The 23,185-nt window shown below is 60.6% G+C and carries 27 protein-coding genes; 15 read left to right on the top strand and 12 right to left on the bottom strand.

Features of this window, described 5'->3' with window-relative positions:
- Positions 1-69 precede the first annotated feature (69 nt).
- Positions 70-948 carry a LysR family transcriptional regulator gene (locus AB4P96_RS08705; RefSeq protein WP_017137875.1) on the bottom strand — a complete coding sequence of 293 codons (879 nt, stop codon included), beginning with the start codon at positions 946-948 and terminating at the stop codon, positions 70-72.
- A gap of 80 nt (positions 949-1,028) precedes the next feature.
- On the opposite strand from AB4P96_RS08705, the gene AB4P96_RS08700 reads away from it, so the two are divergent.
- Positions 1,029-1,736 carry a CTP synthase gene (locus AB4P96_RS08700; protein ID WP_395600679.1) on the top strand — a complete coding sequence of 236 codons (708 nt, stop codon included), beginning with the start codon at positions 1,029-1,031 and terminating at the stop codon, positions 1,734-1,736.
- The gene (locus AB4P96_RS08695; RefSeq protein WP_395600678.1) at positions 1,733-2,053 is read left to right on the top strand and encodes an antibiotic biosynthesis monooxygenase family protein; all 321 of its coding nucleotides are present in this window, start codon (positions 1,733-1,735) and stop codon (positions 2,051-2,053) included. The genes AB4P96_RS08700 and AB4P96_RS08695 overlap by 4 nt, the downstream gene beginning before the upstream one ends.
- 164 nt (positions 2,054-2,217) lie before the next feature.
- On the opposite strand, the gene AB4P96_RS08690 is transcribed toward AB4P96_RS08695, so the two are convergent.
- Positions 2,218-2,583, bottom strand: a complete 366-nt coding sequence (locus AB4P96_RS08690; RefSeq protein ID WP_176991469.1) for a DUF2025 family protein — start codon at positions 2,581-2,583, stop codon at positions 2,218-2,220.
- Between the two features lie 232 nt (positions 2,584-2,815).
- On the opposite strand from AB4P96_RS08690, the gene AB4P96_RS08685 reads away from it, so the two are divergent.
- The 4 genes from AB4P96_RS08685 to AB4P96_RS08670 all read left to right on the top strand — a co-directional run bounded on the left by AB4P96_RS08685 (position 2,816) and on the right by AB4P96_RS08670 (position 7,682).
- Positions 2,816-3,943 (top strand): glycerophosphodiester phosphodiesterase, encoded by a 1,128-nt coding sequence (locus tag AB4P96_RS08685; RefSeq protein WP_017137879.1) that lies wholly within the window; start codon positions 2,816-2,818, stop codon positions 3,941-3,943.
- Between the two features lie 96 nt (positions 3,944-4,039).
- The gene (locus AB4P96_RS08680) at positions 4,040-4,345 is read left to right on the top strand and encodes a PepSY domain-containing protein (protein ID WP_017137880.1); all 306 of its coding nucleotides are present in this window, start codon (positions 4,040-4,042) and stop codon (positions 4,343-4,345) included.
- A gap of 228 nt (positions 4,346-4,573) precedes the next feature.
- Positions 4,574-5,596 (top strand): transporter, encoded by a 1,023-nt coding sequence (locus AB4P96_RS08675; protein WP_017137881.1) that lies wholly within the window; start codon positions 4,574-4,576, stop codon positions 5,594-5,596.
- A gap of 469 nt (positions 5,597-6,065) precedes the next feature.
- The gene (locus tag AB4P96_RS08670) at positions 6,066-7,682 is read left to right on the top strand and encodes an inorganic phosphate transporter (RefSeq protein ID WP_017137882.1); all 1,617 of its coding nucleotides are present in this window, start codon (positions 6,066-6,068) and stop codon (positions 7,680-7,682) included.
- 123 nt (positions 7,683-7,805) lie between these two features.
- On the opposite strand, the gene AB4P96_RS08665 is transcribed toward AB4P96_RS08670, so the two are convergent.
- The 3 genes from AB4P96_RS08665 to AB4P96_RS08655 form a co-directional block, all read right to left on the bottom strand.
- Positions 7,806-8,780, bottom strand: coding sequence for a biotin-dependent carboxyltransferase family protein (locus tag AB4P96_RS08665; RefSeq protein ID WP_017137883.1), 975 nt, complete (start codon positions 8,778-8,780; stop codon positions 7,806-7,808).
- Positions 8,777-9,655, bottom strand: a complete 879-nt coding sequence (locus AB4P96_RS08660) for an allophanate hydrolase subunit 1 (RefSeq protein WP_017137884.1) — start codon at positions 9,653-9,655, stop codon at positions 8,777-8,779. Before AB4P96_RS08660 ends, AB4P96_RS08665 begins: the two co-directional genes overlap by 4 nt.
- A gap of 70 nt (positions 9,656-9,725) precedes the next feature.
- A complete protein-coding gene (locus tag AB4P96_RS08655) occupies positions 9,726-10,484 on the bottom strand; it encodes a 5-oxoprolinase subunit PxpA (RefSeq protein WP_017137885.1) in 759 nt (252 codons plus the stop codon).
- Between the two features lie 342 nt (positions 10,485-10,826).
- Between AB4P96_RS08655 and AB4P96_RS08650 the strand changes: the two genes are divergently transcribed.
- Entirely contained in the window at positions 10,827-11,744 is a 918-nt protein-coding gene (locus AB4P96_RS08650) for a LysR family transcriptional regulator (protein ID WP_017137886.1), read from the top strand.
- Here the strand turns inward: AB4P96_RS08650 and AB4P96_RS08645 are convergent.
- A complete protein-coding gene (locus AB4P96_RS08645; RefSeq protein WP_017137887.1) occupies positions 11,741-12,637 on the bottom strand; it encodes a LysR family transcriptional regulator in 897 nt (298 codons plus the stop codon). The genes AB4P96_RS08650 and AB4P96_RS08645 overlap by 4 nt on opposite strands.
- Before the next feature lie 106 nt (positions 12,638-12,743).
- Between AB4P96_RS08645 and AB4P96_RS08640 the strand changes: the two genes are divergently transcribed.
- Together AB4P96_RS08640 and AB4P96_RS08635 are read left to right on the top strand one after the other, a co-directional pair.
- Positions 12,744-13,502, top strand: coding sequence for an SDR family NAD(P)-dependent oxidoreductase (locus tag AB4P96_RS08640; protein WP_170039784.1), 759 nt, complete (start codon positions 12,744-12,746; stop codon positions 13,500-13,502).
- A gap of 50 nt (positions 13,503-13,552) precedes the next feature.
- Positions 13,553-14,458, top strand: a complete 906-nt coding sequence (locus tag AB4P96_RS08635) for a LysR family transcriptional regulator (protein WP_395600677.1) — start codon at positions 13,553-13,555, stop codon at positions 14,456-14,458.
- Here AB4P96_RS08635 and AB4P96_RS08630 read toward each other — a convergent pair.
- Positions 14,445-14,885: a multidrug/biocide efflux PACE transporter gene (locus tag AB4P96_RS08630; RefSeq protein WP_017137890.1), complete on the bottom strand. Its 441-nt coding sequence runs from the start codon at positions 14,883-14,885 to the stop codon at positions 14,445-14,447. The genes AB4P96_RS08635 and AB4P96_RS08630 overlap by 14 nt on opposite strands.
- Before the next feature lie 88 nt (positions 14,886-14,973).
- On the opposite strand from AB4P96_RS08630, the gene AB4P96_RS08625 reads away from it, so the two are divergent.
- The gene (locus AB4P96_RS08625; RefSeq protein WP_099550467.1) at positions 14,974-15,828 is read left to right on the top strand and encodes a LysR family transcriptional regulator; all 855 of its coding nucleotides are present in this window, start codon (positions 14,974-14,976) and stop codon (positions 15,826-15,828) included.
- A gap of 36 nt (positions 15,829-15,864) precedes the next feature.
- On the opposite strand, the gene AB4P96_RS08620 is transcribed toward AB4P96_RS08625, so the two are convergent.
- The 4 genes from AB4P96_RS08620 to AB4P96_RS08605 are packed head-to-tail and all read right to left on the bottom strand — an operon-like array spanning position 15,865 to position 18,404.
- Positions 15,865-17,088 carry an RNA polymerase sigma factor gene (locus AB4P96_RS08620; protein WP_395600676.1) on the bottom strand — a complete coding sequence of 408 codons (1,224 nt, stop codon included), beginning with the start codon at positions 17,086-17,088 and terminating at the stop codon, positions 15,865-15,867.
- Positions 17,085-17,561 carry an SRPBCC family protein gene (locus tag AB4P96_RS08615; RefSeq protein WP_395600675.1) on the bottom strand — a complete coding sequence of 159 codons (477 nt, stop codon included), beginning with the start codon at positions 17,559-17,561 and terminating at the stop codon, positions 17,085-17,087. The genes AB4P96_RS08620 and AB4P96_RS08615 overlap by 4 nt, the downstream gene beginning before the upstream one ends.
- A 36-nt stretch (positions 17,562-17,597) precedes the next feature.
- Positions 17,598-17,942 carry a YciI family protein gene (locus AB4P96_RS08610; RefSeq protein WP_017135434.1) on the bottom strand — a complete coding sequence of 115 codons (345 nt, stop codon included), beginning with the start codon at positions 17,940-17,942 and terminating at the stop codon, positions 17,598-17,600.
- Positions 17,943-17,984: 42 nt separating this feature from the next.
- Positions 17,985-18,404 (bottom strand): nuclear transport factor 2 family protein, encoded by a 420-nt coding sequence (locus AB4P96_RS08605; protein ID WP_099550465.1) that lies wholly within the window; start codon positions 18,402-18,404, stop codon positions 17,985-17,987.
- A 148-nt stretch (positions 18,405-18,552) separates the two neighbouring features.
- Between AB4P96_RS08605 and AB4P96_RS08600 the strand changes: the two genes are divergently transcribed.
- Genes AB4P96_RS08600 through AB4P96_RS08585 form a run of 4 tightly spaced genes read left to right on the top strand, consistent with a single transcriptional unit; the run spans position 18,553 to position 21,211 of the window.
- The gene (locus AB4P96_RS08600; protein ID WP_395600674.1) at positions 18,553-19,071 is read left to right on the top strand and encodes a GNAT family N-acetyltransferase; all 519 of its coding nucleotides are present in this window, start codon (positions 18,553-18,555) and stop codon (positions 19,069-19,071) included.
- Positions 19,072-19,113: 42 nt separating this feature from the next.
- A complete protein-coding gene (locus AB4P96_RS08595; protein WP_017135431.1) occupies positions 19,114-19,368 on the top strand; it encodes a helix-turn-helix domain-containing protein in 255 nt (84 codons plus the stop codon).
- Complete coding sequence (locus AB4P96_RS08590; RefSeq protein ID WP_026013559.1) at positions 19,361-20,569, top strand: type II toxin-antitoxin system HipA family toxin; 1,209 nt, start codon at positions 19,361-19,363, stop codon at positions 20,567-20,569. The genes AB4P96_RS08595 and AB4P96_RS08590 overlap by 8 nt, the downstream gene beginning before the upstream one ends.
- 36 nt (positions 20,570-20,605) lie before the next feature.
- Positions 20,606-21,211 (top strand): pyridoxamine 5'-phosphate oxidase family protein, encoded by a 606-nt coding sequence (locus AB4P96_RS08585; protein WP_017135429.1) that lies wholly within the window; start codon positions 20,606-20,608, stop codon positions 21,209-21,211.
- Positions 21,212-21,254: 43 nt separating this feature from the next.
- Here AB4P96_RS08585 and AB4P96_RS08580 read toward each other — a convergent pair whose 3' ends face one another.
- Positions 21,255-21,737, bottom strand: coding sequence for a GyrI-like domain-containing protein (locus tag AB4P96_RS08580; RefSeq protein WP_017135428.1), 483 nt, complete (start codon positions 21,735-21,737; stop codon positions 21,255-21,257).
- A 195-nt stretch (positions 21,738-21,932) separates the two neighbouring features.
- Between AB4P96_RS08580 and alaC the strand changes: the two genes are divergently transcribed.
- The gene (gene alaC, locus AB4P96_RS08575) at positions 21,933-23,132 is read left to right on the top strand and encodes an alanine transaminase (RefSeq protein ID WP_017135427.1); all 1,200 of its coding nucleotides are present in this window, start codon (positions 21,933-21,935) and stop codon (positions 23,130-23,132) included.
- The last annotated feature ends 53 nt before the right edge of the window (positions 23,133-23,185 follow it).

Below are 23,185 nucleotides of genomic sequence, written 5' to 3'. Positions count from 1 at the left end.
TTTGGGGCCGCTGCGCGCCCCAACGCGGGGCAAGCCCGCTCGCCACAACAAGCCCGTTCGCCACAATGCTCAAGGCAGCCGAATATGCCGCCCCAACTCATCAAACAAGGTCACCACCGAGCGCAGTGCCCGGCAGTCCGGGCGTGTCAGCAGCCATAGCGCCGTATCACGCCCCGCCAGCGCGGGGCCGAGTGGTTGCAAACCGTCCTCCAACAGAAAGTCCGGCAGCGCCGCCACGCCCAGCCCTGCGCGTACCAGTTCGGCCACGGATAACATGCTGTTACAGCGATAACTGGGACGCACACCCGGCAAGTGTTCACGCCGCCAGGCTACGGTGGAGTGATCGGGCAAGAAGTCATCCGGCGCGATCCACGCCAGCTCGGCCAACTCACGCCCCTGGTTTTGGCGGGCATAACCCGCGCTCGCGCACACCTGATAGGCCACGGTGCCCAGTCGGCGGCCAACCAGATGCTCCGGCGGCGTCTTGGTCAGGCGCAGCGCAATGTCCGCGTCGCGGCGGCTGAGGTTGGCAAAATCATTGGACGTGCTCAACTCCAGGATCAACGCCGGGTAGGCCGGCATGAACTGCGCCAGCGCCGGTAGCAGCAACCCCTGTAGCACCGAGTCGGTGCAGGTCAGGCGCACGGTGCCGCTGATTACTTCACCACCCTGCTCCACCCCGATGCGCGCCGCTTCCAGCGCTTGCTCGGCCTGTTCGGCCTGCTGCGCCAGGTGGCTGGCCAAACTGGTGGGCAGGTAGCCGGCACGGCTTTTTTCGAACAGGGTCTGGCCCAGGGCCGTCTCCAGCCGTCGCACGGCACGGAACACCGTGGACACATCCACCCGCAGCAGCGCCGCCGCCCGCGCCAAGGTGCCGCCACGCACCAGCGCGAGAATCAGCGACAGGTCCGGGTAATCGAGCTGATAGTGCGTGGCTGCATGGAGCATGTGGGCAAACGCCAATTTTGATTGCGTGAGCGCCAATCTATAGTGCGCCTCAGGACACCACAAGCCATGGGAAGTACACAATGAAAACCACCCCTCTGCACCTCGCCCTGATCGGTGATTACAACCCCGACGTAACGGCCCACCAGGCCATCCCCGTGGCGCTGCAACAGGCTGCCGACGCCTTGGGCCTGAACGTGCAGTTGCACTGGCTGGAGACCGACTCGATCACCCCGGCCACCGAACTGCATGCTTTCGACGGCTTCTGGTGCGTGCCCGCCAGCCCCTACCGTGATGTCGACGGCGCACTGCGGGCGATTCGTTTTGCCCGCGAGCAAAAACGCCCATTCCTGGGCACCTGCGGTGGTTTTCAACACGCGGTCATTGAATATGCCCGCAACGTACTGGGCTGGGCGGATGCGGAGCATGGCGAACTGGCGCCCGAGGCCAGGCGCGCGGTTATCACGCCGCTTGCGTGTTCCTTGGTCGAAGCCACCGGCAGCATCCGCCTGGCGCCCTACACGCGTATCGCCGAGGCTTACGCCAGCCTGGAAACGGAGGAAGGCTACCGTTGCAGCTACGGCATCAACCCCGAGTTCGCCCAGGCATTACTCGAGGGCGACCTGATCCCCAGCGGCCACGATTCGGCGGGCGATCTGCGTGCCGTCGAACTGCTGGGCCATCCGTTTTTCGTCGCCACCCTGTTTCAGCCCGAACGCGCGGCACTTAAAGGAATTACGCCGCCACTGGCGGTTGCCCTGCTCAAAGCCTGCCAGGCGCAATCGGTATGATCGCCACCACACACGCCCCGCCCTATTACGCCGTGATTTTCAGCTCGTTGCGTACCGAAGGCGATCAAGGTTATAGCCAGGCCGCCAACCGTATGTTGGAACTGGCGCGCGAACAACCGGGGTTTCTGGGTGTTGAGTCGGCGCGGGAAGACGGCTTGGGCATCACCGTTTCCTACTGGGAAAGCGAAGCAGCGATTTTGGCCTGGAAGCAACAAACCGAACACAGCCAAGTGCGCGAGCAAGGCCGCGCCAATTGGTATTCGACGTTTCACACCCGCGTGTGCAAGGTGGAGCGGGCTTACAGCTTCGAGCGTTGAAACACAGCCTCAAGCCCCCTGCAAAAACCTGTGGGAGCTGGCTTGCCTGCGATAGCATCAACTCTGTGTGCCTGATACACCAAGGTGTCTGCATCGCAGGCAAGCCAGCTCCCACAATTAGACCGAAGTGTCTCAGGACAATGGTGATCGAGCAGGAGGCCGCCTTAGCGAGCAAGCCCCACAGGTTGCTCTCCACTTGCCTGGACCTGACTCACCAAACTGCGCAACGCACTGATCTGCGGGATCTCCACCCGGCGCATATACACGCGCAACGGCTCGGTGATGTTGATACGGTCATCGATATTCTGGTCCAGCAGCAACTGCAGGCGTTCGCGCGACAGGGTCATGGTGTGGTCGGCGGCCGGCAGCCAGACAAATTCGGCAGTGGGGATGATGCCGTCATCGGCCACGTCCATGCCGAAGGCGTCTTCGCTGAAACGCACGATGTAGTAGCCGGTTTTACGGTTCAGGCCGACAAAACCCTGGAGTTGGTCGGCGGCCTGGCAGATAAGCTCGGAAGTGATGCGCATGGTAAACCTCACTGAAAAGTCCCACAGGGACTGGAAAGATGGTTTACACGCGTGGCAGAAATTACTGCCCTCTAACGGGGCAGCTTTGGCCAAGAATACTGCAACACAGCACAAAAAAACCCACAAAAATGCCTCGTGAGTACCTTAATGTCGGTTTGGTGATAGCGCCTTTCGCAATCAATTGTTAAAAAGGACGCCTTCTCAAAGTTACCTCCACGAAAGGACTTCGCATATGCCTGTCACGTTTACCAAGAGCGCCCTGCTGCTCGCTCTGATGCTCGGCCTTGGTCAGGCACAGGCTGCCGACCCGATCAGCCCGGCTGAATTGGCGACAAACGAAGGCATTCCGTACCCGGCTGTCATTGCTCACCGTGGCGCATCCTACGACGCCCCCGAATCCACCGCGGCGTCCTACAAGCTCGCCCGCGACCTGGGTGCCGACTACCTGGAAATGGACCTGCAGCGCAGTAAAGACGGCGTACTGTTCGCCCTGCACGACAACAACCTGCAACGCACCACCGACGTGGCCACCAAGTTCCCCGAGCGCAAAGACGCTCCGGCCAACGAGTTCACCTGGGCCGAACTGCGCACCCTGGACGCCGGCAGCTGGTTCAACGCCGCTTACCCGGACCGTGCCCGCCCGGCGTTTGTTGGCCTGAAAATCCAGAGCCTGGACGAGATCATCAAGATCGCCGAAGGCAACCCGCAGCACAAACCAGGCCTGTACATCGAGACCAAGGAGCCCAAGCAGTTCCCGGGCATCGAAGCCGACCTGAAAAACAAGCTGCTGGATAAAGGCTGGTTGAGCTCCGCCGGTTCCAAGCTGGGCAAGAGCAACACCGGCGTGGGCCAGGGCAAAGGCCGCGTGGTGCTGCAGACGTTTGAAAAAGACAGCTTGAAAGAGCTGCAGAAAGAAATGCCCAACACCCCGAAAATCCTGCTGTTGTGGGTTGGCCCAGGCAGCATCGAGCCTAAATCGGCACAAACCTTCGCTGAGTCCGGCGAAACCACCAAGGCCGCCTACTACGCCAAGCAAGAGCCAAAAGACGCCGCCGAGTTCGAAAAGTGGGTGGACGAAGCCAAGAGCCTCGGCGCCATCGGCACCGGCCCTTCGGCCGAGCTGACCAACCACGGCGACCAGAGCTACACCGACCTGGTGAAGCCTGAGATGAACAAGCTGACCCACGACAAAGGCCTGCTGGTGCACGTCTACACCGTCGATGAGCCCGTGGACTTCGAAAAAGTCATGAAAGCCGGCGTTGACGGCATCTTCACCAACCGCGCCGCCGAACTGCTGAAGTTCTACAAGCGCTGGCCTTCGTCGAGCGTGCAGGACCTGCTCAAGGACAACGGCTACTGAGTAATTGGTGGGTGTCATTGCGCCATTAAGGATGAATTAAGTTGCGCTGGTTAATCTGGCGCCACTTAAACAGCTCACCGAAGAAGGACACACACCATGAAAACCCTGACCGCCCTGTTCGCCGCTACCGCCTTGACCCTGACTGCCGGGTTGGCCCAGGCGGATGTTCGCCCGGACCACATTGAAGGTTTGCTCAAGTCCGGCGCCGTGATGCCGTTCGAAAAACTCAACGCCGCCGCCGTGGCCAAACACGCCGGTGCCAGCATCACTGACACCGAGCTGGACCACAAAAATGGTGTACTGGTCTACGAAGTTGACCTCACCGACACCGCCGGCAAACGGTTTGAAGTGAAGCTCGACGCCAAGACCGGCGCCGTGCTGGAAGACAAACTGGACACCTGAGTCATCGTTTAAAAAAACCGCGCCACGTTTAAAGTGGCGCGGTTTTTTTATGCCTGCTCGCCAGCCATCACGGAGGGTTGATCAAATTACACCGACAAAGCGCAGGCCTGCGCCTGGAAACCCGCTGAGCGAGTTTTCAAACTGTCACAAAATCGTCATCCCGCCTTGCAATGATTCGCCCACGCGAACCTGTGAAACGTCCTACAGGCGCTTTCTCTGCGAGCCTCCATGAACCACAGCATCGACCACAGCCACCAGGATCCCGATCTGTTTGGCTTGCTTTACGGTTTTCGTTTTCGGCCCGGTGAAAAGGGCGAGCAAATTGATTCAGCGACCGCGCTGGCCGCGCTAAAAGCGCCGCAAGACCCGGAAGAATTCCTGTGGCTGCACCTGAACCTGGCCCACGCCGCCTGCGAGCGCTGGATGCAGGCCAACCTGTCATTGCCCGACGAGTTTTTCGAAGCCCTGCACGAAGGCTCGCGCTCCACGCGTATCGAACACGTCGACTCGGCCTTGCTCGCAGTGGTCAACGACGTGGTGTTCAACTTCAGCAGCATGGTTTCGTCGGATATCTCCACGCTGTGGGTCTGCGCCCGCAGCCGTTTGCTGGTGAGTGCACGCCTGCAACCGCTGCACTCGGTGGATAAATTGCGCTCGTCGGTGAAGGCCGGTGAACGCTTTCGTTCGCCCCTGGAACTGCTGGTGCATCTGTTGCGCGACCAGGGTGAGGTGCTCACGCAGATCGTGCGTAAAACCAGTATCAGCGTCGACCATATCGAAGACCAGTTACTGTCCTCGCGCCTGTCCACCAACCGCGCCGAACTGGGTGCCGCACGCCGGGTGCTGGTGCGCCTGCAACGTCTGCTGGCACTGGAGCCGGGCTCGCTCCTGCGCCTGCTCAACCGCCCGCCGCAGTGGCTGCAAAAGGAAGACGTGAAGGAGTTGCGCAAATCCACCGAGGAGTTTGCGCTGATCATCAACGACCTCACGGCCCTGGGCGAACGCATCAAGCTGTTGCAGGAAGAAATCGCCGCCAACCTCAACGAACAAAGCAACCGCACGCTGTTTACCCTCACCGTGGTGACGGTGCTGGCGCTGCCGATCAATATCATCGCCGGTTTTTTTGGCATGAACGTGGGCGGCGTGCCGCTTTCCACCGACCCGGAAGGGTTCTGGATCCTGGTGGCGCTGGTGGCGACGTTTACCTTGATTGCCGGGCGCTGGGCGTTCCGTAAGCGCAAAGACTATTGAATTGCAATACAGTCAAATTGTGGGAGCTGGCTTGCCTGCGATGGCTATCTACCAGCCAACTGTTCATTGCCTGATGCACCGCTATCGCAGCCTTTTGAAGGCCACCACATTCTCCTGTGGCGAGCAGGCTTGTCCTGCGTTGGGCTGCGAAGCGGCCCCAAACCCAAACACTGAGTACTTTCAGGAAAATTGCGCTGCCCTTACTGGGGCCGCTCCGCAGCCCAACGCAGGACAAGCCTGCTCGCCACAACAACCCACCTGCCACAGACTTCGTGTTAACCGGTTGTGTAGATGCCTATGGCTATCGCAGGCAAGCCAGCTCCCACATTGATTGCACTCTGACATTAGCTTGGCGCGGTTTTATAGATCAACGGTAGGCTCAATTCCTTAAACACTGACCTACCGCAGCATCTCTGTAACATTCTGCAATGATCATCAAGACCATCCTCCCCACACTGGATGCTCCGGCATGGCCACCCCTTCCCTGACCGCTTCCAACACCGCCACACACGCAGACCCCAAACCCCGGCTGGATACAAAACCCGGCCTGCTCACGGTGATCATTTTCTTCGCCGTGCTCGCCATGGGCTTGTTGTTTACCGCCTACAGCCTGATGCACGACATGACCGAACTGGGCACCGTGGTCACCACCTGGACGCCGTTCCTGCTGCTGGGCGTGGCGCTGTTGATTGCCCTGGGCTTTGAGTTCGTCAATGGTTTCCACGACACCGCCAACGCCGTGGCGACGGTGATCTACACCAACTCGTTGCCGCCGCACTTTGCGGTGGTATGGTCGGGCTTTTTCAACTTCCTCGGCGTGCTGCTGTCCAGCGGTGCGGTGGCGTTCGGCATCATCGCCTTGCTGCCGGTCGAGCTGATTTTGCAGGTCGGTTCCTCGGCTGGCTTCGCCATGATTTTTGCGCTGCTGATCGCGGCGATCCTGTGGAACCTCGGCACTTGGTGGCTGGGCTTGCCAGCCTCGTCATCGCACACCCTGATCGGCTCGATCATCGGCGTCGGCGTCGCCAACGCCCTGATGCACGGGCGTGATGGCACCAGCGGTGTGGATTGGAGCCAAGCCACCAAGATCGGTTATGCCCTGCTGCTGTCGCCGCTGATCGGTTTTGCGTTTGCCGCCCTGCTGTTGCTGGCGCTGCGCGCCTTTGTCAAAAACCGCTCGCTGTACAAGGCCCCCAAGGGCGACACCCCGCCACCATGGTGGATTCGCGGTGCGTTGATCGCCACCTGCACTGGTGTGTCGTTCGCCCACGGCTCCAACGACGGGCAAAAAGGCATGGGCCTGATCATGCTGATCCTGGTGGGGACGCTGCCGATGGCGTACGCGCTGAACCGCACCATGCCCGCCGAGCAGTCCTTGCAGTTTGCTGCGGTGGCTGAAGTGACCCAAGTGGCACTGGTGAAAAGCGCACCGCAAGTATTACCGGGCGACCCACGGCCGATTCTCTCGACCTATGTGCGCACCAAGGAAGCCACCCCGGAACTGGTGCCGGCCCTCGCCGCCCTCGCCGGCCAGATTGGTGACGAAGTAAAAGGCTACGGCTCCCTGGCCAAAGTCCCCGCTGAAGCCGTCGGCAACGTGCGCAACGACATGTACCTGACCAGTGAAACCATTCGTTTGATGGACAAGGGCAAGGTCGGCAACTTCGACGCCGACACCCAAGGCAAGCTGAAACTGTTCAAAGACCAGATCGACGCGTCCACACGCTTTATCCCGCTGTGGGTGAAGATCGCCGTGGCCATCGCGCTCGGGCTGGGCACCATGGTCGGCTGGAAACGCATCGTGGTCACGGTGGGCGAAAAAATCGGCAAGACGCACCTGACTTACGCCCAAGGCGCCTCGGCCGAGACGGTGGCCATGCTGACCATCGGTGCGGCGGATATGTTCGGGCTACCGGTGTCGACGACCCATGTGTTGTCGTCGGGTGTGGCAGGCACCATGGTGGCCAATGGCGGTGGCTTGCAGATGAAGACCATCCGCAATCTGCTGATGGCCTGGGTGCTGACCTTGCCGGCGGCGATTTTGCTGTCGGGCAGCCTGTACTGGCTGTTCACCAAACTGTTCTGACCTCGGTGGGAGCTGGCTTGCCTGCGATGGCATCACCTCGGTTCAACTGACAGACCGAGGCGCTTGCATCGCAGGCAAGCCAGCTCCCACACAAACCTGTTCCCACATGGGTTTTAGGGTGTGTCAGTGATTGAACAATCCAGCCATGGCCTTCAAGCGCTTTTTGTAGATTCGCCGCGCCTCCAGTGCTTCCTCCAGTGTCACCGCCACAAACCCCGCCCGCTGGTTCGGCTGCATCTGCCCGATCAAGTCCAGGTCGGCACTGATCACTGTGCCGATCATCGCGTAGCCGCCACCCGACACCGCATCGCGGTGCAGCACAATCGGCTCCAACCCCGCCGGCACCTGGATCGAACCGATCGGGTAGCAACTGTCGACGATATTCGAGGGGTCCGAGCCAGCACCAAACGGTTGTTCGCGTGGTTGAAAACTCAAGGCGCTGCCGCCCTTGAAGCGATAGCCGATGCGATCCGCCTCGGAGCCCACCGTCCACGGCTCAGCAAAAAAACTGCTTTTTGCCGCATCCGTCAGGCGCTCGTAATACAGCCCTGGCACCACGCGCAGGGTCACGTCGCCACCGACCGAACGGCGCAAGGCCATCGGTAAGCTATTGCCCGCGCGGCCTGTTCCACTGGCCTCGCCGATCGGCAGCTCATCGCCTTCCTGCAAGCGCCGCCCTTCAAACCCACCGAGCGCACCAAGGGTGTACGTCGAGCGGCTGCCGAGCACCCGCGGCACGTTGATGCCACCGGCCACCGCCAGGTACGTGCGCGCGCCGGCCTTGGGAAACTCAAAGCGCAGCACTTGCCCGGCGCGGACCTGAAAGGCGGTGTCCTGATGCACCACTTCACCATCCAGGCGCGGCGACATCAGCGCACCACTGAGCGCCACCAATGCGTCCTGGCGAAACTCCAGTTCAGGGCCGATCAGTGTGCACTCCAGGCCCGCCGCACCGGCTGGGTTGCCGACCAAGTGGTTGGCCGCACTCAATGCGTACTGGTCCAGAGCGCCCGAAGGCGGAATGCCCAAGTGGTAATAACCTTCACGGCCAAGGTCTTGCACAGAAGTGGCGAGGCCGGGTTTGAGGACCTTGATCATGCCAGCGCCTCCTGCAGGGTTTTCGGGTAGCCGATGGGGTCGGCGAGAAACGCATCGAGGGAAAATTCCACCGGGCGGATACGCAAATCAAAACGCCCTGCCTCCACTTCGGCCACCGCCAAATCGTAGGCGTCGCGGTCCATCGGTTTGAACTGCACGATGTCACCCGGGCGGAAAAACACCATGTGTTCCTTGAGGTACGCCAACTGCTGCGCCGGGTCGTAGATCGGCGCCGGGGTTACGCCAAACATCTGGTAACCACCCGCGCCGCGCACTGAGTAAATGCAACCGAAACAGCCGCCATGGCCGAGGGTCAGTTTGGGCGTGTCGGTGCGCGGGCGCAGGTACTTGGGCACCTGCAATTGCCGCTCGCGCTCGACCATCTGGAACATGAACGGCAAGCCCGCAACAAACCCGACCATCGACACAAACCACGGCGCGCCACTGTGGGCGGCGATAAACGCGTCCACATCGGCCAGGCCGTTGATGCGTGCGGCGTATTCCAGATCGGTGCCGCTGGGGTCTTGGTGGCGGTCGCGAAAGCGCATCAGGGTTTCGTGGGTCCAGGGGTCGTTGTAGAGCACCGGGATTTCGATGATGCGCGTGTGCAAGGTGCGTTCGGCCACCGCCTGGGCTTCGGCACTTTGCACCGCGTCGAGCAGCACATGCGGCGCGATACGGTCGGGGTCGAAGCGAATCTGGAACGATGCATTGGCCAGGCACACATCCAGCACGCCCTCCAACGCCAGGCGCTCCACGGCGCGGGTCACGGCCATGCCTGTGAAAAAGGCTTCCAGGGACATGCTGTCGCTGACCTCGGCAAACAGGTGTTCATCACCGCCGAAGCTGTAGCGGATGGGGGTGGTTTCAGCCATGTCTGTTCCTCTTGGAATCATTGTAGAAAGGCAGGCAAAAAGTGCTGTTGCGATATTTTTATTGGGGTGCTTATTGAGGTGATCTGACTTCAATCCCAGCCTGGTCCAGGGCTTCGCGGGTGGCTTCCACCAGTTCCAGCGCGCCAGGCGTGTCGCTGTGCAGGCAGATGGAGTCGAATTCGATCAACAGGTCTTCGCCTTCTACGGTTCGCACCCGGCCAGTCTGACAAGCACGCAGGACGCGCGCCGCAACGGTTGCAGGGTCCAGTGCACGCACATTGCGGGTAAACACAATGGACCCGCTCAGGTCGTACTCACGGTCGGCGTAAAACTCGCGCACCACCGGTTGCCCCAGTTCCTTGGCCACGCGCCAGATCACCGAGTTGGGCATGCAATACAGCAACAGCGTCGGCTCGATGATTTGCAGGTTCTGCACCAGCAGCCGAGCGGCTTCTTCGTCGCGGGCCAGGTGCATATAAAGCGCGCCGTGGGGCTTGATATGTTGCAATGTCAAACCTTGGGCACGCGCGATTTCGCGCAGCGCGCCGAGTTGGTAGAGGATGTCATCCACCAGTTCCTGGGCCGGTGCGTTGATGTGCCGACGGCCGAACCCCACCAAGTCACGAAAGCCCGGATGCGCGCCGATGCCCACACCCAGTTGCTTGGCGCGTTCGACGGTGCGGCGCATGGTGCCGGGGTCGCCGGCGTGGAAGCCGGTGGCGATATTGGCCGAGCTGATGTAGGCCATCAGGTCAAAGTCGACGCCATCGCCGATGGTCCAGGGGCCGAAGCCTTCGCCCATGTCCGAATTGAAATCCACTGCCTGCATCGAGGTCGCTCCGCCAAAAGAAGATGACTGAAAGTAGGCTGGGGCTTGACCCCTTGGGAAGATCTATTATCAGATGACCCATATTCTGAAAATCAGATACCCAAAGATCGTTCCCACGCTCCGCGTGGGAATGCAGCCCAGGACGCTCCGCGTCCCAAAGCGTGACGCAGAGCGTCACAAGAGGCGTTACCACGCAGAGCGTGGGAACGATCGGAGGCCCAAAAATCGTTCCCCAAACATCGTTCCCACGCTCCGCGTGGGAATGCAGCCCAGGACGCTCCGCGTCCCAAAGCGTCACAAGAGGCGTTACCACGCAGAGCGTGGGAACGATCGGAGAAAGCCATGTCCCTGACCTTGCGCCAAGTGCGCTACTTCGTCGCCACCGCCGAAATCGGCCAGATTTCCCAGGCCGCCATTCACCTGAACATCTCCCAGTCGGCGGTGACCACCGCGATCAAGGAACTGGAGGCGATGCTCGGCGTGCAGTTGTTCGTGCGCTCGGCCCAGGGCATGAACCTCACGGACGCCGGGCGGCATTTTCTCAACCGCGCCTATGTGATCGTGCGCAGCGTGGACGACGCCCTCAACAGCCCACTGCCCGACTACCGCGCCAGCGGCGTATTGCGGGTAGCAGCCAGCTACACAGTGTTGGGTTACTTCCTGCCGCATCACTTGCAACGCATGCAACACTGGCACCCGGACGTGACCATCGACGTCTTCGAGCAGGAGCGCCAGGCTATTGAACACGGCCTGCTCGACGGCCAGTTCGACATGGCCGTGGTGCTCACCGCCAACCTGACTCACGCGGATATCGTCTCGGAAATCCTGTTCAACTCCGAACGCCGCCTGTGGCTGCCCAGCCATCACCCGTTGTGCGAGCGCGGTGCCGTGAGCCTGGCGGATGTGGCGCAAGAGCCTTACATCCTGCTGACCGTCGACGAAGCCGAGCACAGTGCCATGCGCTACTGGGAACAGGCCGGGCAAACGCCCAACGTGCGGCTGCGCACCAGTTCGGTGGAGGCAGTGCGCAGCATGGTCGCCAATGGCAGCGGCGTGGCGATCCTGTCAGACCTGGTGCACCGGCCGTGGTCGCTGGAAGGCAAGCGCATCGAAACCCTGACCGTCACCGACCCCGTCACGCCCATGAGCGTCGGCCTGGCCTGGCACCGCGAGCGCGCGTTTACCCCGGCGATGCAAGCGTTCCGCGATTACTTCCACGACGCCTTCCTGGCACCGCAACAGTTGTCGGCGCGGCGTTAAATACGCGCCTGCAAGGTAGCCGCCAGCCACTCCATGAACACCCGCACCCGCAACGGCAAATGCCGCTGGCCGGCGTAGAGCATGGAGACGTCCAGCGGCGGTGCGAGGTAGTCCGGCAACACCGAAACCAACTCGCCACTGGCCAATAAATCGCGAATGCCGAGCAGCGGCACCTGGATAATCCCCAAGCCGCCAAGACACGCCGCCTGGTAGGCATCGGTGCTGCTGACGGTCACGCGCCCGGCCATGGCCACGCGCTGCACCTTGTTACCCAGCAGGTATTCAAACCCGGCCGAGCGCGCACCGAGCGGGCGCACGTAATGCACCAGTTGATGCTGCGCCAGATCGGCAATGGTTTCGGGCACGCCATAACGTTGCAGGTAGGCGGGGCTTACGCAGTTGACCATCGGCATGCTGCACACCTTGCGCGCAACCACGCTTTGATCGGGCTGCGCGCCCACGCGCACCACGCAATCAAAGCCTTCAGCAATCACGTCGACCTGGCGATCCGAACTGCTGATTTCCATCTCCACCAACGGGTGGCGCGCCATGAACGACGGCAGCTGCGGCATCACCAGGCCGCGCGCCATGGCGTTGGGCATATCCACCCGAATGCGCCCGGCCAATTGCGCTTCGTCCTGGCGAAACAGGCCTTCGAGCTCTTCCATGTGCGCGAGCAAATCCTTGCTGCGCTCATACAACACGCGGCCGTCCTGGGTGGCTTGCACAGTGCGCGTGGTGCGCTGCAACAGACGCGCACCCAGCAATGCTTCCAGCGCCTGCACATGCTCGGACACAGTGGAGCGTGGCAGGCCCAGGCTCTCGCCGGCCTGGGTAAAACTCGACAGCTCGGTGACGCGCACGAAGGTGCGCAACAGCTCAAGTTTGTTCATGGGATTGTTCGCCTTATCCGGCCAGTGATTCCGATATCAGCCTGTTTATCACGTTATAGGCGGACAAATACACTCAGTCCCACTGATCACCCATGAGGACTACCGCATGACTCGTAAAATCGCACTCATCACCGGCGCCAGCCGTGGCCTTGGCAAAAGCGCCGCTTTGCACCTTGCCGCACAAGGCGTGGATATCATCGGCACCTACCACAGCGCCGCCACTGAGGCCCAAGCGGTGGTGGCACAGGTTGAAGCACTGGGCGGCCGCGCCGCCATGCTGCAACTGGACGTCAGCCAGAGCGGCAGCTTCGATGCTTTTGTCGGGCAAATCGCTACGGTGCTCAAAGACGTTTTCGCCCAGCAACATTTTAATTTCCTGATCAACAACGCGGGCATCGGCGCTCACGCAAGCTTTGCCGAAACCACCGAAGAGCAGTTCGACAAACTGGTGGCCATTCACTTCAAGGCGCCGTTTTTCCTCACCCAAAAACTGCTGCCGCTGATCAGCGATGGCGGGCGCATCATCAACATCTCCAGCGGCCTGGCGCGGTTCAGCCTGCCGGGCTACGCCGCCTATGCGTCGATGAAAGGCGCCGTGGAAGTGCTGTCGCGTTATCAGGCCAAAGAACTCGGCCCGCGTGGCATCACCGTCAACACCCTGGCACCCGGCGCGATTGCCACCGACTTCAGCGGCGGCGCAGTGCGCGATAACCCACAGGTGAATGCGATGGTGGCCGACAACACCGCCCTGGGCCGTGCCGGTTTGCCGGACGATATTGGCGGTGCAATTTCGAGCCTGCTGGCCGATGGCAGCAACTGGATCACCGGGCAGCGTATCGAAGCGTCGGGCGGCATGTTTCTGTAAGCATTCTGCGCTAGCATCAATGCCTTCAGATCACTGACGGGCAATCACCGATGAGTTTTGATCCAGGCTTGGCCGGCGGCATGGGCGTATTGGCCGCCGTAGTCGACAGCGGCAGCTTTGCCCGCGCCGCCAACAGCCTGGAGATGACGCCTTCGGGGGTCAGCCGGGCGATTTCCCGCCTGGAAAAACGCCTCGGCATTCGCCTGTTCGACCGCACCACCCGCTCGGTGCAATTGACCGACGAAGGGCGACGTTTCTACCAGCAAATCGCCCCGCTGTTGGCCGGGCTGGAGGAGGCCGCCCATTCGGCGGCCGACAGCGCCCTCACCGTGCGCGGGCGTTTGCGGGTGAACATCGACCCGTATTTTTCGCGGCTGGTACTTGGCCCTGTACTCGGCGACTTCATTCGCCAATACCCGCAACTGCAACTCGACCTGCACACCCGTGACCAACTCGGCGACCTGGTGGCCGACGGCTTTGACTTGGCCATTCGCTTCGGCATCCCACAGTCCTCCTCGCTGATCGCCCGCAAACTGATGGAAGTGCGCGTGCTCACCGTGGCCTCTCCCACTTACCTTGAACAATACGGCCGACCAGCGATCCCGCAAGACCTGGAAACCGGGCACATGTGCCTGGATTTTCGCGACTCGCAAACCGGTCGCCCGTTTGCCTGGGAATTCCACCGGCCCGGCGAGCAAGTGATTGTGCGCACCAGCGGCCGCTTGGTGGTCAACGACGCCAGCACCTTATACAGCGTGTGTGAACACGGGCATGCCGTGGCGCAGATGCTCGACCTCGGCCTGGACTCGGCGATCCAGGCCGGCAGCCTGGTGGAGCTGTTCCCCGACTGGCCGGACGAGCGTTTCCCGTTGTACGCCTATTACCCGTCGCGGCACTTGCCCGCCGCCAAGGTGCGGGCATTTCTGGAGTTTGTCGCTTCGCTCAAGCTTGGCTAGGTACACGGGACTGTACGATTTTTTCCCGCAGCACGTCATAACCCCAGTGGTACACGTAGGTGTACGGCAGGAAGAACAACAGCACGCCGATGTCGAGGATGAAGGCTTCCAGCAGGCTGATCTTCATCAACGCGGCAATCAATGGCACCGCCAGGATGATCAGGCCGCCTTCGAACAACAGCGCATGCACCACGCGGGTCCAGCCGCCGCTGGTCAGTTGCAGGCGGGCTTTGAGACGGTCGAACAGGCTGTTGAAAATGACGTTCCAGCTCAGTGCCAACAGGCTGATGCCCAGGGTCACCGCGCCCATTTCCAGGGCCGGCCGGCCGGTGATCCAGACCAGCAGCGGCGTACAGATCAATAAGGCCAGCCCTTCAAAACCAATGGCCTGGCAAACACGTTCAGTAATCGACTTGGTAGGGTTCATGACCCGGCTCCTTGAGTGACGATGGTTGCCATGATTACCCTTTGACTCGATACTTCATAACTAATAACCATCGATAAAGGCGATAGTCATGGCCTCCAATGAAGTGCTGCAGGCGTTTGTGCAGGCGGCTACCCAAGGCTCGTTTTCGGCGGCGGCGCGCAAGCTGGGTAAAAGCCAGTCCACCGTCAGCGCGGCGGTGGCGAGCCTGGAGATTGATCTGGATGTGGTGCTGTTTGATCGCAGCAGCCGCAAGCCGACGCTTACGCCAGCCGGCCATGTGTTATTGCAACGCGCCGAGCAGGTGCTGGAGGCCAGCAGCCGCCTGGAGTTGGCAGCGAGCCAGTTGTCACAGGGTTTGGAACCCAAGCTGACCATCGCCATGTCCGATACTTACCAGTCCGACCGCTTTGAAATCGCCCTCAAGGCCTTTGAACAGCGCCACCCGGACCTTGAGCTGGAATGCCTGATCGCCGAATGCGAAGACCTGATCGCACTGGTGCAAAGCGGCCGGGCGCAGATTGCGTTTATCGAAAAACAAGACACTTACCCGCCCGACCTGACCGGCGCGCCGGTCGAAGAACGTACCGAAATTGCCCTGTTCGCGGCGCCCACGCACCCGCTGGCCAAGCTGAAGAACATCCCGGCGCAGACCTTGCAGCAACACCGCGAATTGCGCCTGGCCAGCATCATCAACCCGACTGAAACCCGCCCCAGCGGGCGGGTTTGGTCAGCGCCCAGTTACTTGATGTTGATGGAGATGGCACAGCTGGGGTTTGGCTGGGCACCGATTCCGCGTTGGTTGGTGGAGCGTTTTGGTGGCGACCACTTGGTCGAACTCAAGGCGCGCAGTTGGCCGCGCTCGGTGGCGGTGGATGCGCTCTGGTCAAGGCACCACCCACCGGGGCCGGCGGGGAGTTGGTTGCTGGGCAAGATGCTGGAGTGATCCTGGCCAGACACTGAGCTCCCACAGTTTTGATTTTCATTGTAAGGGAAGTTTGAGTTCGGCGAGGCGGCGTTCGAGGAAGCGTTTTTCTGGGGTTTGCTGGGTGAGTGAGAGCGCTTTTTCATAGGCTTCCCGAGCCTCTTCCACCCGCCCCAACTGCCGACAAAACTCCCCGCGCGCCGAATGCGCCAGGTGATAATCGCGCAACTCCCCACGCTGCAAGATGCCCTCCACCAACTGCAACCCCGCCAATGGCCCCTGCCCCATCGCCACCGCCACAGCGCGGTTCAGCTCGATCACCGGCGACGGCACTTCGCGCAACAACACATCGTAAAGCCCGACAATCTGCAGCCAGTCCGTGTCCTCTGCCTGGGGCGCTTCGGCATGCACCGCCGCGATCGCCGCCTGCAGGCAATACGGGCCAAAACGCCGTGTGTTCAACGCCTGCTCCACCAGTGCGCAGCCTTCAGCAATCAAGGAGGCGTCCCACACTGCGCGGTTCTGTTCATGCAATAACACCAACTCACCGTCGGCCGAGGTGCGCGTTGCTCGGCGCGACTCATGCAGCAGCATCAGCGCCAGCAAGCCCATGACCTCCGGCTCTGGCAGCAACTCCAGCAGCAAACGCCCCAAACGAATGGCTTCGCGGGTCAGGTCTTCGCGGGTGAGGTCGGCGCCCATGGACGCCGAATAGCCTTCGTTGAACACCAGGTAAACCACGCGCAGCACGCTGTCCAGACGCTCGGGCAACGCGTCCAGGGTAGGCACCTGGTAGGGGATTTTTGCTTCGCGGATCTTGCCCTTGGCGCGCACGATGCGCTGGGCGATGGTGGTGGGCGTGGCCAGAAAGGCGCGGGCGATTTCTTCGGTGGTGAGGTCGCAGATCTCACGCAAGGTCAACGCCGCCTGGGCGTCGGGTGCCAACGCCGGGTGGCAGCAGGTGAAGATCAGGCGCAGGCGGTCGTCTTCCACGTCTTCCTCACTCCAGTCAGCCGCTTCCAGCGCGTCGGCCTGCTCCTGCAGTAACGGGGTAAAACGTGCCTGTCGGCGCAGGCGGTCGATGGCTTTGAAGCGGCCGGTGGAGACCAGCCAGGCCCGTGGGTTATCCGGAACGCCGTCTTGCGGCCAGCGCTGCAGCGCAATAAAAAACGCCTCGTGCAGCGCCTCTTCAGCCAAGTCGAAATCACCCAGCAGGCGAATCAGCGTCGCCAGTACGCGGCGTGATTCGCTGCGGTAAATCGCCTCGACCTGGGGGGTCAATCGGGCATGCCCTGGGTCACCAAAGCCACCAGGCGGTCGAGGCTCTGGCCCCAGCCGTCATGGAAACCCATGGCTTCGTGGGCCTGCTTGTCAGCTTCGCTCCAATGCATGGCGCGGGCGGTGTACTGGGTCTTGCCGTCGACCTCTTCGAAGATCACTTCGGCGGTCATGAACGGCTTGCCCGACGGTACCCAGCCCGGCGCAAAGGCATCGGTAAACACCAGCCGGTTCGGCGCCTTGATTTCCAGGAATACGCCGGAGGTCGGGTATTCGGCGCCATCCGGCGCGCGCATCAAGGTACGAAACAGACCACCGACCCACAGGTTCATTTCGCACTCCGGCGTGGTCATGCCGTGTGGCCCCCACCATTGCTGTAACAGCTCGGGCGTGGTCCAGGCGCGAAATACCTTGCTTGGCGGTGCGTCGATCAAACGGCTGATGGACAGTTCAAATTCAGCAGGTTGGGTATTCATGGGGTAAACCTCCTTAAAATCTTGTGGTTGTTGTGTTCAGAGATTCAATTCACGCACGGGGCGCACTTCCACACTGCCGACCCGGGCTGCCGGTATGCCGCCCGCCACCTGGATCGCTTCGTTCAGGTCTTTGGCCTCGATCAGGTAAAACCCGGCGAGCTGTTCCTTGGTTTCGGCAAACGGCCCGTCGGTGATCGACAGCTTGCCATTGCGCATGCGCACGGTGGTGGCGGTGCTCACCGACTCCAACGGCTCGGCGGCGAGCATTCGGCCGCTGGCCTGGATGGCCTCGGCGTAGGCAAAACACTCCGGGTCCGCCGGGCTGTCGGGCGAGGTGTGCAACACCTCTTCGTTGCTGTAGATCAGGCAGAGGTATTTCATGGCGGTCTCCGTTTTCGGACTACTGACTATAGTTCGTGGCGGTCAAGGTTTCAGGTCGAACAATGCCGTGCCGCTTTCCATGTCGAAGGGCGCCGACCAGTGCTCATGCACCACCTTCCACTGCCCGTTGATGCGCTGGTAGCCGGCAGTCACGCGCATCCAGCACGCCTTCACCACGCCATCCGGCCCGGCGCCGCCGCAGTGGGCCAGCCAGTGGGCAAACGCGCTGTCGGGCGCCTCAACGATATGCAGCTCATGAAATTCGAAAATGCCCGGCCCAGGGCAATGCTTCATGCATTCATCCCAATGGGCGCGGTAGGCGGCCTTGCCCTTGAATTGCAGCGCAGTGACGGCGTCGAACGAGACGATATCGTCGGCGTAATAGCTGACAATTTTGTCGATATCACGATCAAGTACGGCTTGTTTCCATTGCTCGATCAGGGTGGTGATTGCAGTGCTCATGGCGATACTCCTGGGGGTTGGAAAATCACAAAGGACACCCCTTGTCGAATGGCCTTGAATGAAATCGACACGCCACTGAAAAATAATTTCGCCTACGCCAAACCCGCTAGAATCCACGCCTCTTTGTAGGATTTCGGATGCGCCCCCGATGGAAACCCGCCTCGTCGCCTATGAGACGCTGAGCCTTGTGCAAAAACAGCACCTCGACACCCTGCAAGTGCACCCCGAGCAACTGGCGTATTCCGGCGATATCTACTGCGCGCTCAACAGCCTGCTGGTCAACCCCAAGCCCGGCGCAATCAAAGGCTTTGCGCTACTGGCCGACGAAACGCCCGTGGCCTTCCTGCTGCTCAAACGCCCACCCTGCCTGCCCCATTGGGCCGATGAACACAGCGCCACGCTGCACGCGTTACAGGTGGACCGGCACCAGCAAGGGCGCGGGTTTGGCAAAGCGTGTTTGCAGGCATTGCCGGCGGCGGCCCTGCAGGCGTGGCCGCAGATCAGGGCGCTGGAGTTGTCGGTGGACACCGACAATGTGGCGGCGATGGGGTTGTATCTGGCGGCTGGGTGGGTGGACAGCGGGGAGGCGTATAAGGGGCGGGTTGGGTATGAGCGCAGGTTGAGTTGGGTGTTTGGTCGGGATGGCATTGACAGCTTAAAAATGTAACGTATATATGACTTAAATAATCAAAAGTAATGAATACGTGACATGGACACTTCTATTATCACCCAACGCTTAGGCCAACAAGTTCGCTCCATGCGCCTCAACCGTGGCTATACACAAGCGGACCTGGCGAAACTTGCGGGCGTTACCCGGCAAAAACTGATCGAAATCGAGAAGGGCAGCCTCTCTGTTTCCATGAATGCCTATGCTCGCGTGATTGCCGCCCTGGGCAGTGAGGTCAAATTAGTGCCAGTGACTCTGCCGACACTTGAAGAGTTAGAGGACTTGTTCAATGAATAGCCCCGCTCTTAGCGTTCATACGCCTCAGGGCGACAGCGGCAGCGTCTTGGTGGGCGCTGATGATTACCTGTTTCGCTACGACGCTAAGGCACAGGCCCAAAGCGCCATCAGCCTTACCATGCCCGTGCGTGCAGAAGAATATCGCCGCCGCGAATTGCATCCAATCTTTCAAATGAATTTGCCCGAAGGCTACGTACTGGAGCAATTGCGTAACCGTCTGGCTAAAACGGTAAAAGTGGACCCGATGCTGTTACTGGCCTTATCAGGTAGCAGTGCACCGATTGGCCGGGTTTTCGTGATTTCCGATCAGATAAACGAATTGATCCAACGCAACGGTCCGCCCGCAAACGGAGAGAACCTGGCAGAAATTCTCGCGTGGGATGGAGCAGAAGACCTGTTCGCCGACTTGGTGGACCGTTACATTCTGCGAGCGGGCATTTCTGGCGTGCAGCCCAAAGTGCTGGTGCCAGAAAAACCTCAAACTCCCGAGCAAAAATTCACCTCAAAAACCAACGACCTGATTATCAAAAGCGGGCGCGATGAGTTTCCGGGCTTGGCCATCAATGAATACCTGTGCATGTCCATTGCGCGGGATGCAGGCCTGCCCGTGCCGCCGTTTTATCTGTCGCAGAACCATAAGCTATTCATCATGCGGCGCTTTGATCGCGACGCGCAGCTCAACCCGCTGGGTTTCGAAGACATGACCACACTGATGGGCCTGTCTGCCGAACAGAAATACACCAAGAGCTATGCCGCCATCGCCAAGGCTGTACGCGCGTTTTGCTCACCAGAAAACCAACGCAGCTCGTTGGACCAATTGTTCGATAGCGTGGCTTTGAGTTGCATCGTGGGAAATGGCGATGCTCACCTGAAAAACTTCGGTGTGCTCTACAGTGACCCGATTAAATTTGACGCGCGCCTGGCCCCGGCTTACGACATCGTGAATACCACCGCCTATATACCTGAAGACACACTTGCGCTGGATCTGTCCGGCAACAAATCAATGTTTGCCTCACGCTTGGGCATCCTTGAGTTTGCAAGAACCTGCGAAATTGCAGAACCTCAGGCGCGTATTCAGGCGCTGCTTCAAACCCTTGAGGTCGTGCTCAAGCGCGAAGACGAATACTGTCGGTTAGCGCCTGACGTTGCAAAAGCCATTCGACAATCCGCCCAGAGCTACCAGCAGAGCTTCGGTGGCTGAACGCTTCTGTACTCATCCAAGGACAAGGTGGTGAACATGCTGACAACCCTCGAACAACTCGAAACCCTCTACGGCCTCCCCCACGAGCGGGCGGTGCGCAAGGAGATCGCGTTTCTCAACGAGGACTACCAGGCCATGGTGCGGGCGTCGCCCCTGGTGGTGGTGAGTTCATCCGGGCCGGACGGCATTGATGGCTCGCCACGTGGTGATGTGCCGGGGTTTGTGCGGATTGTGGATGAGCGCACCTTGGCGATCCCGGACCGGCCGGGCAATAACCGGCTCGACACCCTGCGCAATCTGCTGCAAGACCCACGCATTGCCTTACTGTTCATCATCCCGGGGGTTGGCGAAACGTTGCGCGTGAACGGCCGCGCACAGATTTCCATCGAGCCCGAGCTGCTGGAGAGTTTTGCGGTGAATGGCAAACCGGCGCGTTCGGTGATTCTGGTGCAGGTGGAGGCCGCGTATTTCCACTGCTCCAAAGCCTTTGTGCGCTCGGATTGCTGGAACCCCGAGAAGCACTTGGACCGCTCGGCACTGCCGTCGGCCGGAGCGTTTCACAAGCGGCTCAATGCTGGGCAGTTTGATGCCGAGGCCTATGACCGAGAGATGCCGGAGCGGGTCAAAAACACGCTGTATTGATACGTCTGTCGGCGCCGGCTTGCCGGCGCTGACAGCACCGCCGTCAGCCCTTTTCGCCAACCGGCAGCCAGATCTCCACCGTCCCCGTACCCTTGCGCGCGTCGAAATCGGCGCTGTAGCGTTCGAAATCCGCGCCCATCACCTTGTAGCCCGAGTGCGGCAACCACTCGAACATGATGCGTTCGTAGGTTTGCTCAAGTGCCTGCACCGGCCCGTAATGTGGGAACACGGCATAGTTGAGCGGCGCAATTTCGATGAACTCGAAGTTGCTCGGCACGTCGCTTTTAGTCGGGACTTCAACCCCGGCCATGTAGTCGAACTCGCCATGGTGGGGGTTATGGCACACACCATAGGTCACGCCACCGACGCGCTTTTTAATGTCTTTGATGCAAGTGTCGAACAATTCCCACAGCTTTGGGATATCACCCACTGTGGCCTTTGAATAACGCCCTTGTACCCCGGCGATTACCAAGGCTTTACCGGCTTCCATGCGTGGCTCTAACGGTTGTTTTGTCTGCTGATCCATACGAACAGTCTCCTTCTTATGAGGGAACAAACCCGCATCGAGTATAGGGGCATATCCAGGCTTCACTCCAAGTAGAAATTTTTCCTACACATCTGGACAACTGGCCATCATCGACCGTATTGTCTGCCCCGCAGGCCACCGCAGTGGCCGACGTCGCTCGGACGGTTCCGGGCGCTTACGTACCTCGAGGCAACAATGGCAGACCAAGGTTCGCCGCGCCGCTTTGCGCGCATAGATCGACTCCCCCCTTACGTTTTTAATATCACTGCCGAGCTGAAGATGGCTGCGCGTCGGCGCGGCGAAGACATCATCGACTTGAGCATGGGTAACCCTGACGGCGCCACGCCTCCCCACATCGTGGAAAAAATGGTCACCGTCGCCCAGCGTGAAGATACCCACGGCTACTCCACTTCCAAAGGCATTCCGCGGCTGCGCCGGGCGATTTCGCGCTGGTATAAAGACCGCTACGAAGTGGATATCGACCCGGAAACCGAAGCCATCGTGACCATCGGTTCCAAGGAAGGCCTGGCGCATTTGATGCTGGCCACCCTCGACCAGGGCGACACCGTGCTGGTGCCCAACCCCAGCTACCCGATTCACATCTACGGTGCCGTGATTGCCGGCGCCCAGGTGCGTTCGGTGCCGCTGGTGCCGGGCGTGGACTTCTTCGCCGAGCTGGAACGGGCGATTCGTGGCTCGATCCCCAAGCCGAAAATGATGATTCTGGGCTTCCCGTCCAACCCCACCGCGCAGTGCGTGGAACTGGACTTCTTTGAACGTGTGATCGCCCTGGCCAAGCAGTACGACGTGCTTGTTGTCCACGACCTGGCCTACGCCGACATCGTCTACGACGGCTGGAAAGCGCCGTCGATCATGCAAGTGCCGGGCGCCAAGGACATTGCGGTGGAGTTTTTCACCCTGTCCAAGAGTTACAACATGGCCGGCTGGCGCATCGGCTTTATGGTCGGTAACCCGGAACTGGTCAACGCCCTGGCGCGGATCAAGAGCTACCACGACTACGGCACCTTCACCCCGCTGCAAGTGGCCGCGATTGCGGCGCTGGAAGGTGATCAGCAGTGCGTGAAGGACATTGCCGAGCAGTATCGCCAGCGCCGTAACGTGCTGGTCAAAGGCCTGCATGAGCTGGGTTGGATGGTCGAGAATCCGAAGGCGTCGATGTACGTCTGGGCAAAAATCCCCGAGCAGTATGCCGCCATGGGTTCGCTGGAATTTGCCAAGAAACTGCTGCTGGAGGCGAAGGTGTGCGTGTCGCCGGGTATCGGCTTTGGTGAGTACGGGGATGATCATGTGCGCTTTGCGCTGATCGAGAACCAGGACCGGATTCGCCAGGCGGTACGCGGGATTCGCGGGATGTTCCGGGCGGATAAAGCCTGATCCTGAACGACCTGAAGAAACCGAATCAATGTGGGAGCTGGCTTGCCTGCGAT

Origin of the sequence: Pseudomonas sp. B19125 (assembly GCF_044218855.1) — a bacterium.
Classification (GTDB): Bacteria; Pseudomonadota; Gammaproteobacteria; order Pseudomonadales; family Pseudomonadaceae; genus Aquipseudomonas; species Aquipseudomonas edaphica.
This window is presented reverse-complemented; position numbering and strand designations above follow the sequence as displayed.

Bases quoted from the DNA above. Each gene is read 5' to 3' on its own strand.
- AB4P96_RS08705 (WP_017137875.1), bottom strand. From the start codon at position 948: ATGCTCCATGCAGCCACGCACTATCAGCTCGATTACCCGGACCTGTCG.
- AB4P96_RS08700 (WP_395600679.1), top strand. From the start codon at position 1,029: ATGAAAACCACCCCTCTGCACCTCGCCCTGATCGGTGATTACAACCCC.
- AB4P96_RS08695 (WP_395600678.1), top strand. From the start codon at position 1,733: ATGATCGCCACCACACACGCCCCGCCCTATTACGCCGTGATTTTCAGC.
- AB4P96_RS08690 (WP_176991469.1), bottom strand. From the start codon at position 2,583: ATGCGCATCACTTCCGAGCTTATCTGCCAGGCCGCCGACCAACTCCAG.
- AB4P96_RS08685 (WP_017137879.1), top strand. From the start codon at position 2,816: ATGCCTGTCACGTTTACCAAGAGCGCCCTGCTGCTCGCTCTGATGCTC.
- AB4P96_RS08680 (WP_017137880.1), top strand. From the start codon at position 4,040: ATGAAAACCCTGACCGCCCTGTTCGCCGCTACCGCCTTGACCCTGACT.
- AB4P96_RS08675 (WP_017137881.1), top strand. From the start codon at position 4,574: ATGAACCACAGCATCGACCACAGCCACCAGGATCCCGATCTGTTTGGC.
- AB4P96_RS08670 (WP_017137882.1), top strand. From the start codon at position 6,066: ATGGCCACCCCTTCCCTGACCGCTTCCAACACCGCCACACACGCAGAC.
- AB4P96_RS08665 (WP_017137883.1), bottom strand. From the start codon at position 8,780: ATGATCAAGGTCCTCAAACCCGGCCTCGCCACTTCTGTGCAAGACCTT.
- AB4P96_RS08660 (WP_017137884.1), bottom strand. From the start codon at position 9,655: ATGGCTGAAACCACCCCCATCCGCTACAGCTTCGGCGGTGATGAACAC.
- AB4P96_RS08655 (WP_017137885.1), bottom strand. From the start codon at position 10,484: ATGCAGGCAGTGGATTTCAATTCGGACATGGGCGAAGGCTTCGGCCCC.
- AB4P96_RS08650 (WP_017137886.1), top strand. From the start codon at position 10,827: ATGTCCCTGACCTTGCGCCAAGTGCGCTACTTCGTCGCCACCGCCGAA.
- AB4P96_RS08645 (WP_017137887.1), bottom strand. From the start codon at position 12,637: ATGAACAAACTTGAGCTGTTGCGCACCTTCGTGCGCGTCACCGAGCTG.
- AB4P96_RS08640 (WP_170039784.1), top strand. From the start codon at position 12,744: ATGACTCGTAAAATCGCACTCATCACCGGCGCCAGCCGTGGCCTTGGC.
- AB4P96_RS08635 (WP_395600677.1), top strand. From the start codon at position 13,553: ATGAGTTTTGATCCAGGCTTGGCCGGCGGCATGGGCGTATTGGCCGCC.
- AB4P96_RS08630 (WP_017137890.1), bottom strand. From the start codon at position 14,885: ATGAACCCTACCAAGTCGATTACTGAACGTGTTTGCCAGGCCATTGGT.
- AB4P96_RS08625 (WP_099550467.1), top strand. From the start codon at position 14,974: ATGGCCTCCAATGAAGTGCTGCAGGCGTTTGTGCAGGCGGCTACCCAA.
- AB4P96_RS08615 (WP_395600675.1), bottom strand. From the start codon at position 17,561: ATGAATACCCAACCTGCTGAATTTGAACTGTCCATCAGCCGTTTGATC.
- AB4P96_RS08610 (WP_017135434.1), bottom strand. From the start codon at position 17,942: ATGAAATACCTCTGCCTGATCTACAGCAACGAAGAGGTGTTGCACACC.
- AB4P96_RS08605 (WP_099550465.1), bottom strand. From the start codon at position 18,404: ATGAGCACTGCAATCACCACCCTGATCGAGCAATGGAAACAAGCCGTA.
- AB4P96_RS08600 (WP_395600674.1), top strand. From the start codon at position 18,553: ATGGAAACCCGCCTCGTCGCCTATGAGACGCTGAGCCTTGTGCAAAAA.
- AB4P96_RS08595 (WP_017135431.1), top strand. From the start codon at position 19,114: ATGGACACTTCTATTATCACCCAACGCTTAGGCCAACAAGTTCGCTCC.
- AB4P96_RS08590 (WP_026013559.1), top strand. From the start codon at position 19,361: ATGAATAGCCCCGCTCTTAGCGTTCATACGCCTCAGGGCGACAGCGGC.
- AB4P96_RS08585 (WP_017135429.1), top strand. From the start codon at position 20,606: ATGCTGACAACCCTCGAACAACTCGAAACCCTCTACGGCCTCCCCCAC.
- AB4P96_RS08580 (WP_017135428.1), bottom strand. From the start codon at position 21,737: ATGGATCAGCAGACAAAACAACCGTTAGAGCCACGCATGGAAGCCGGT.
- alaC (WP_017135427.1), top strand. From the start codon at position 21,933: ATGGCAGACCAAGGTTCGCCGCGCCGCTTTGCGCGCATAGATCGACTC.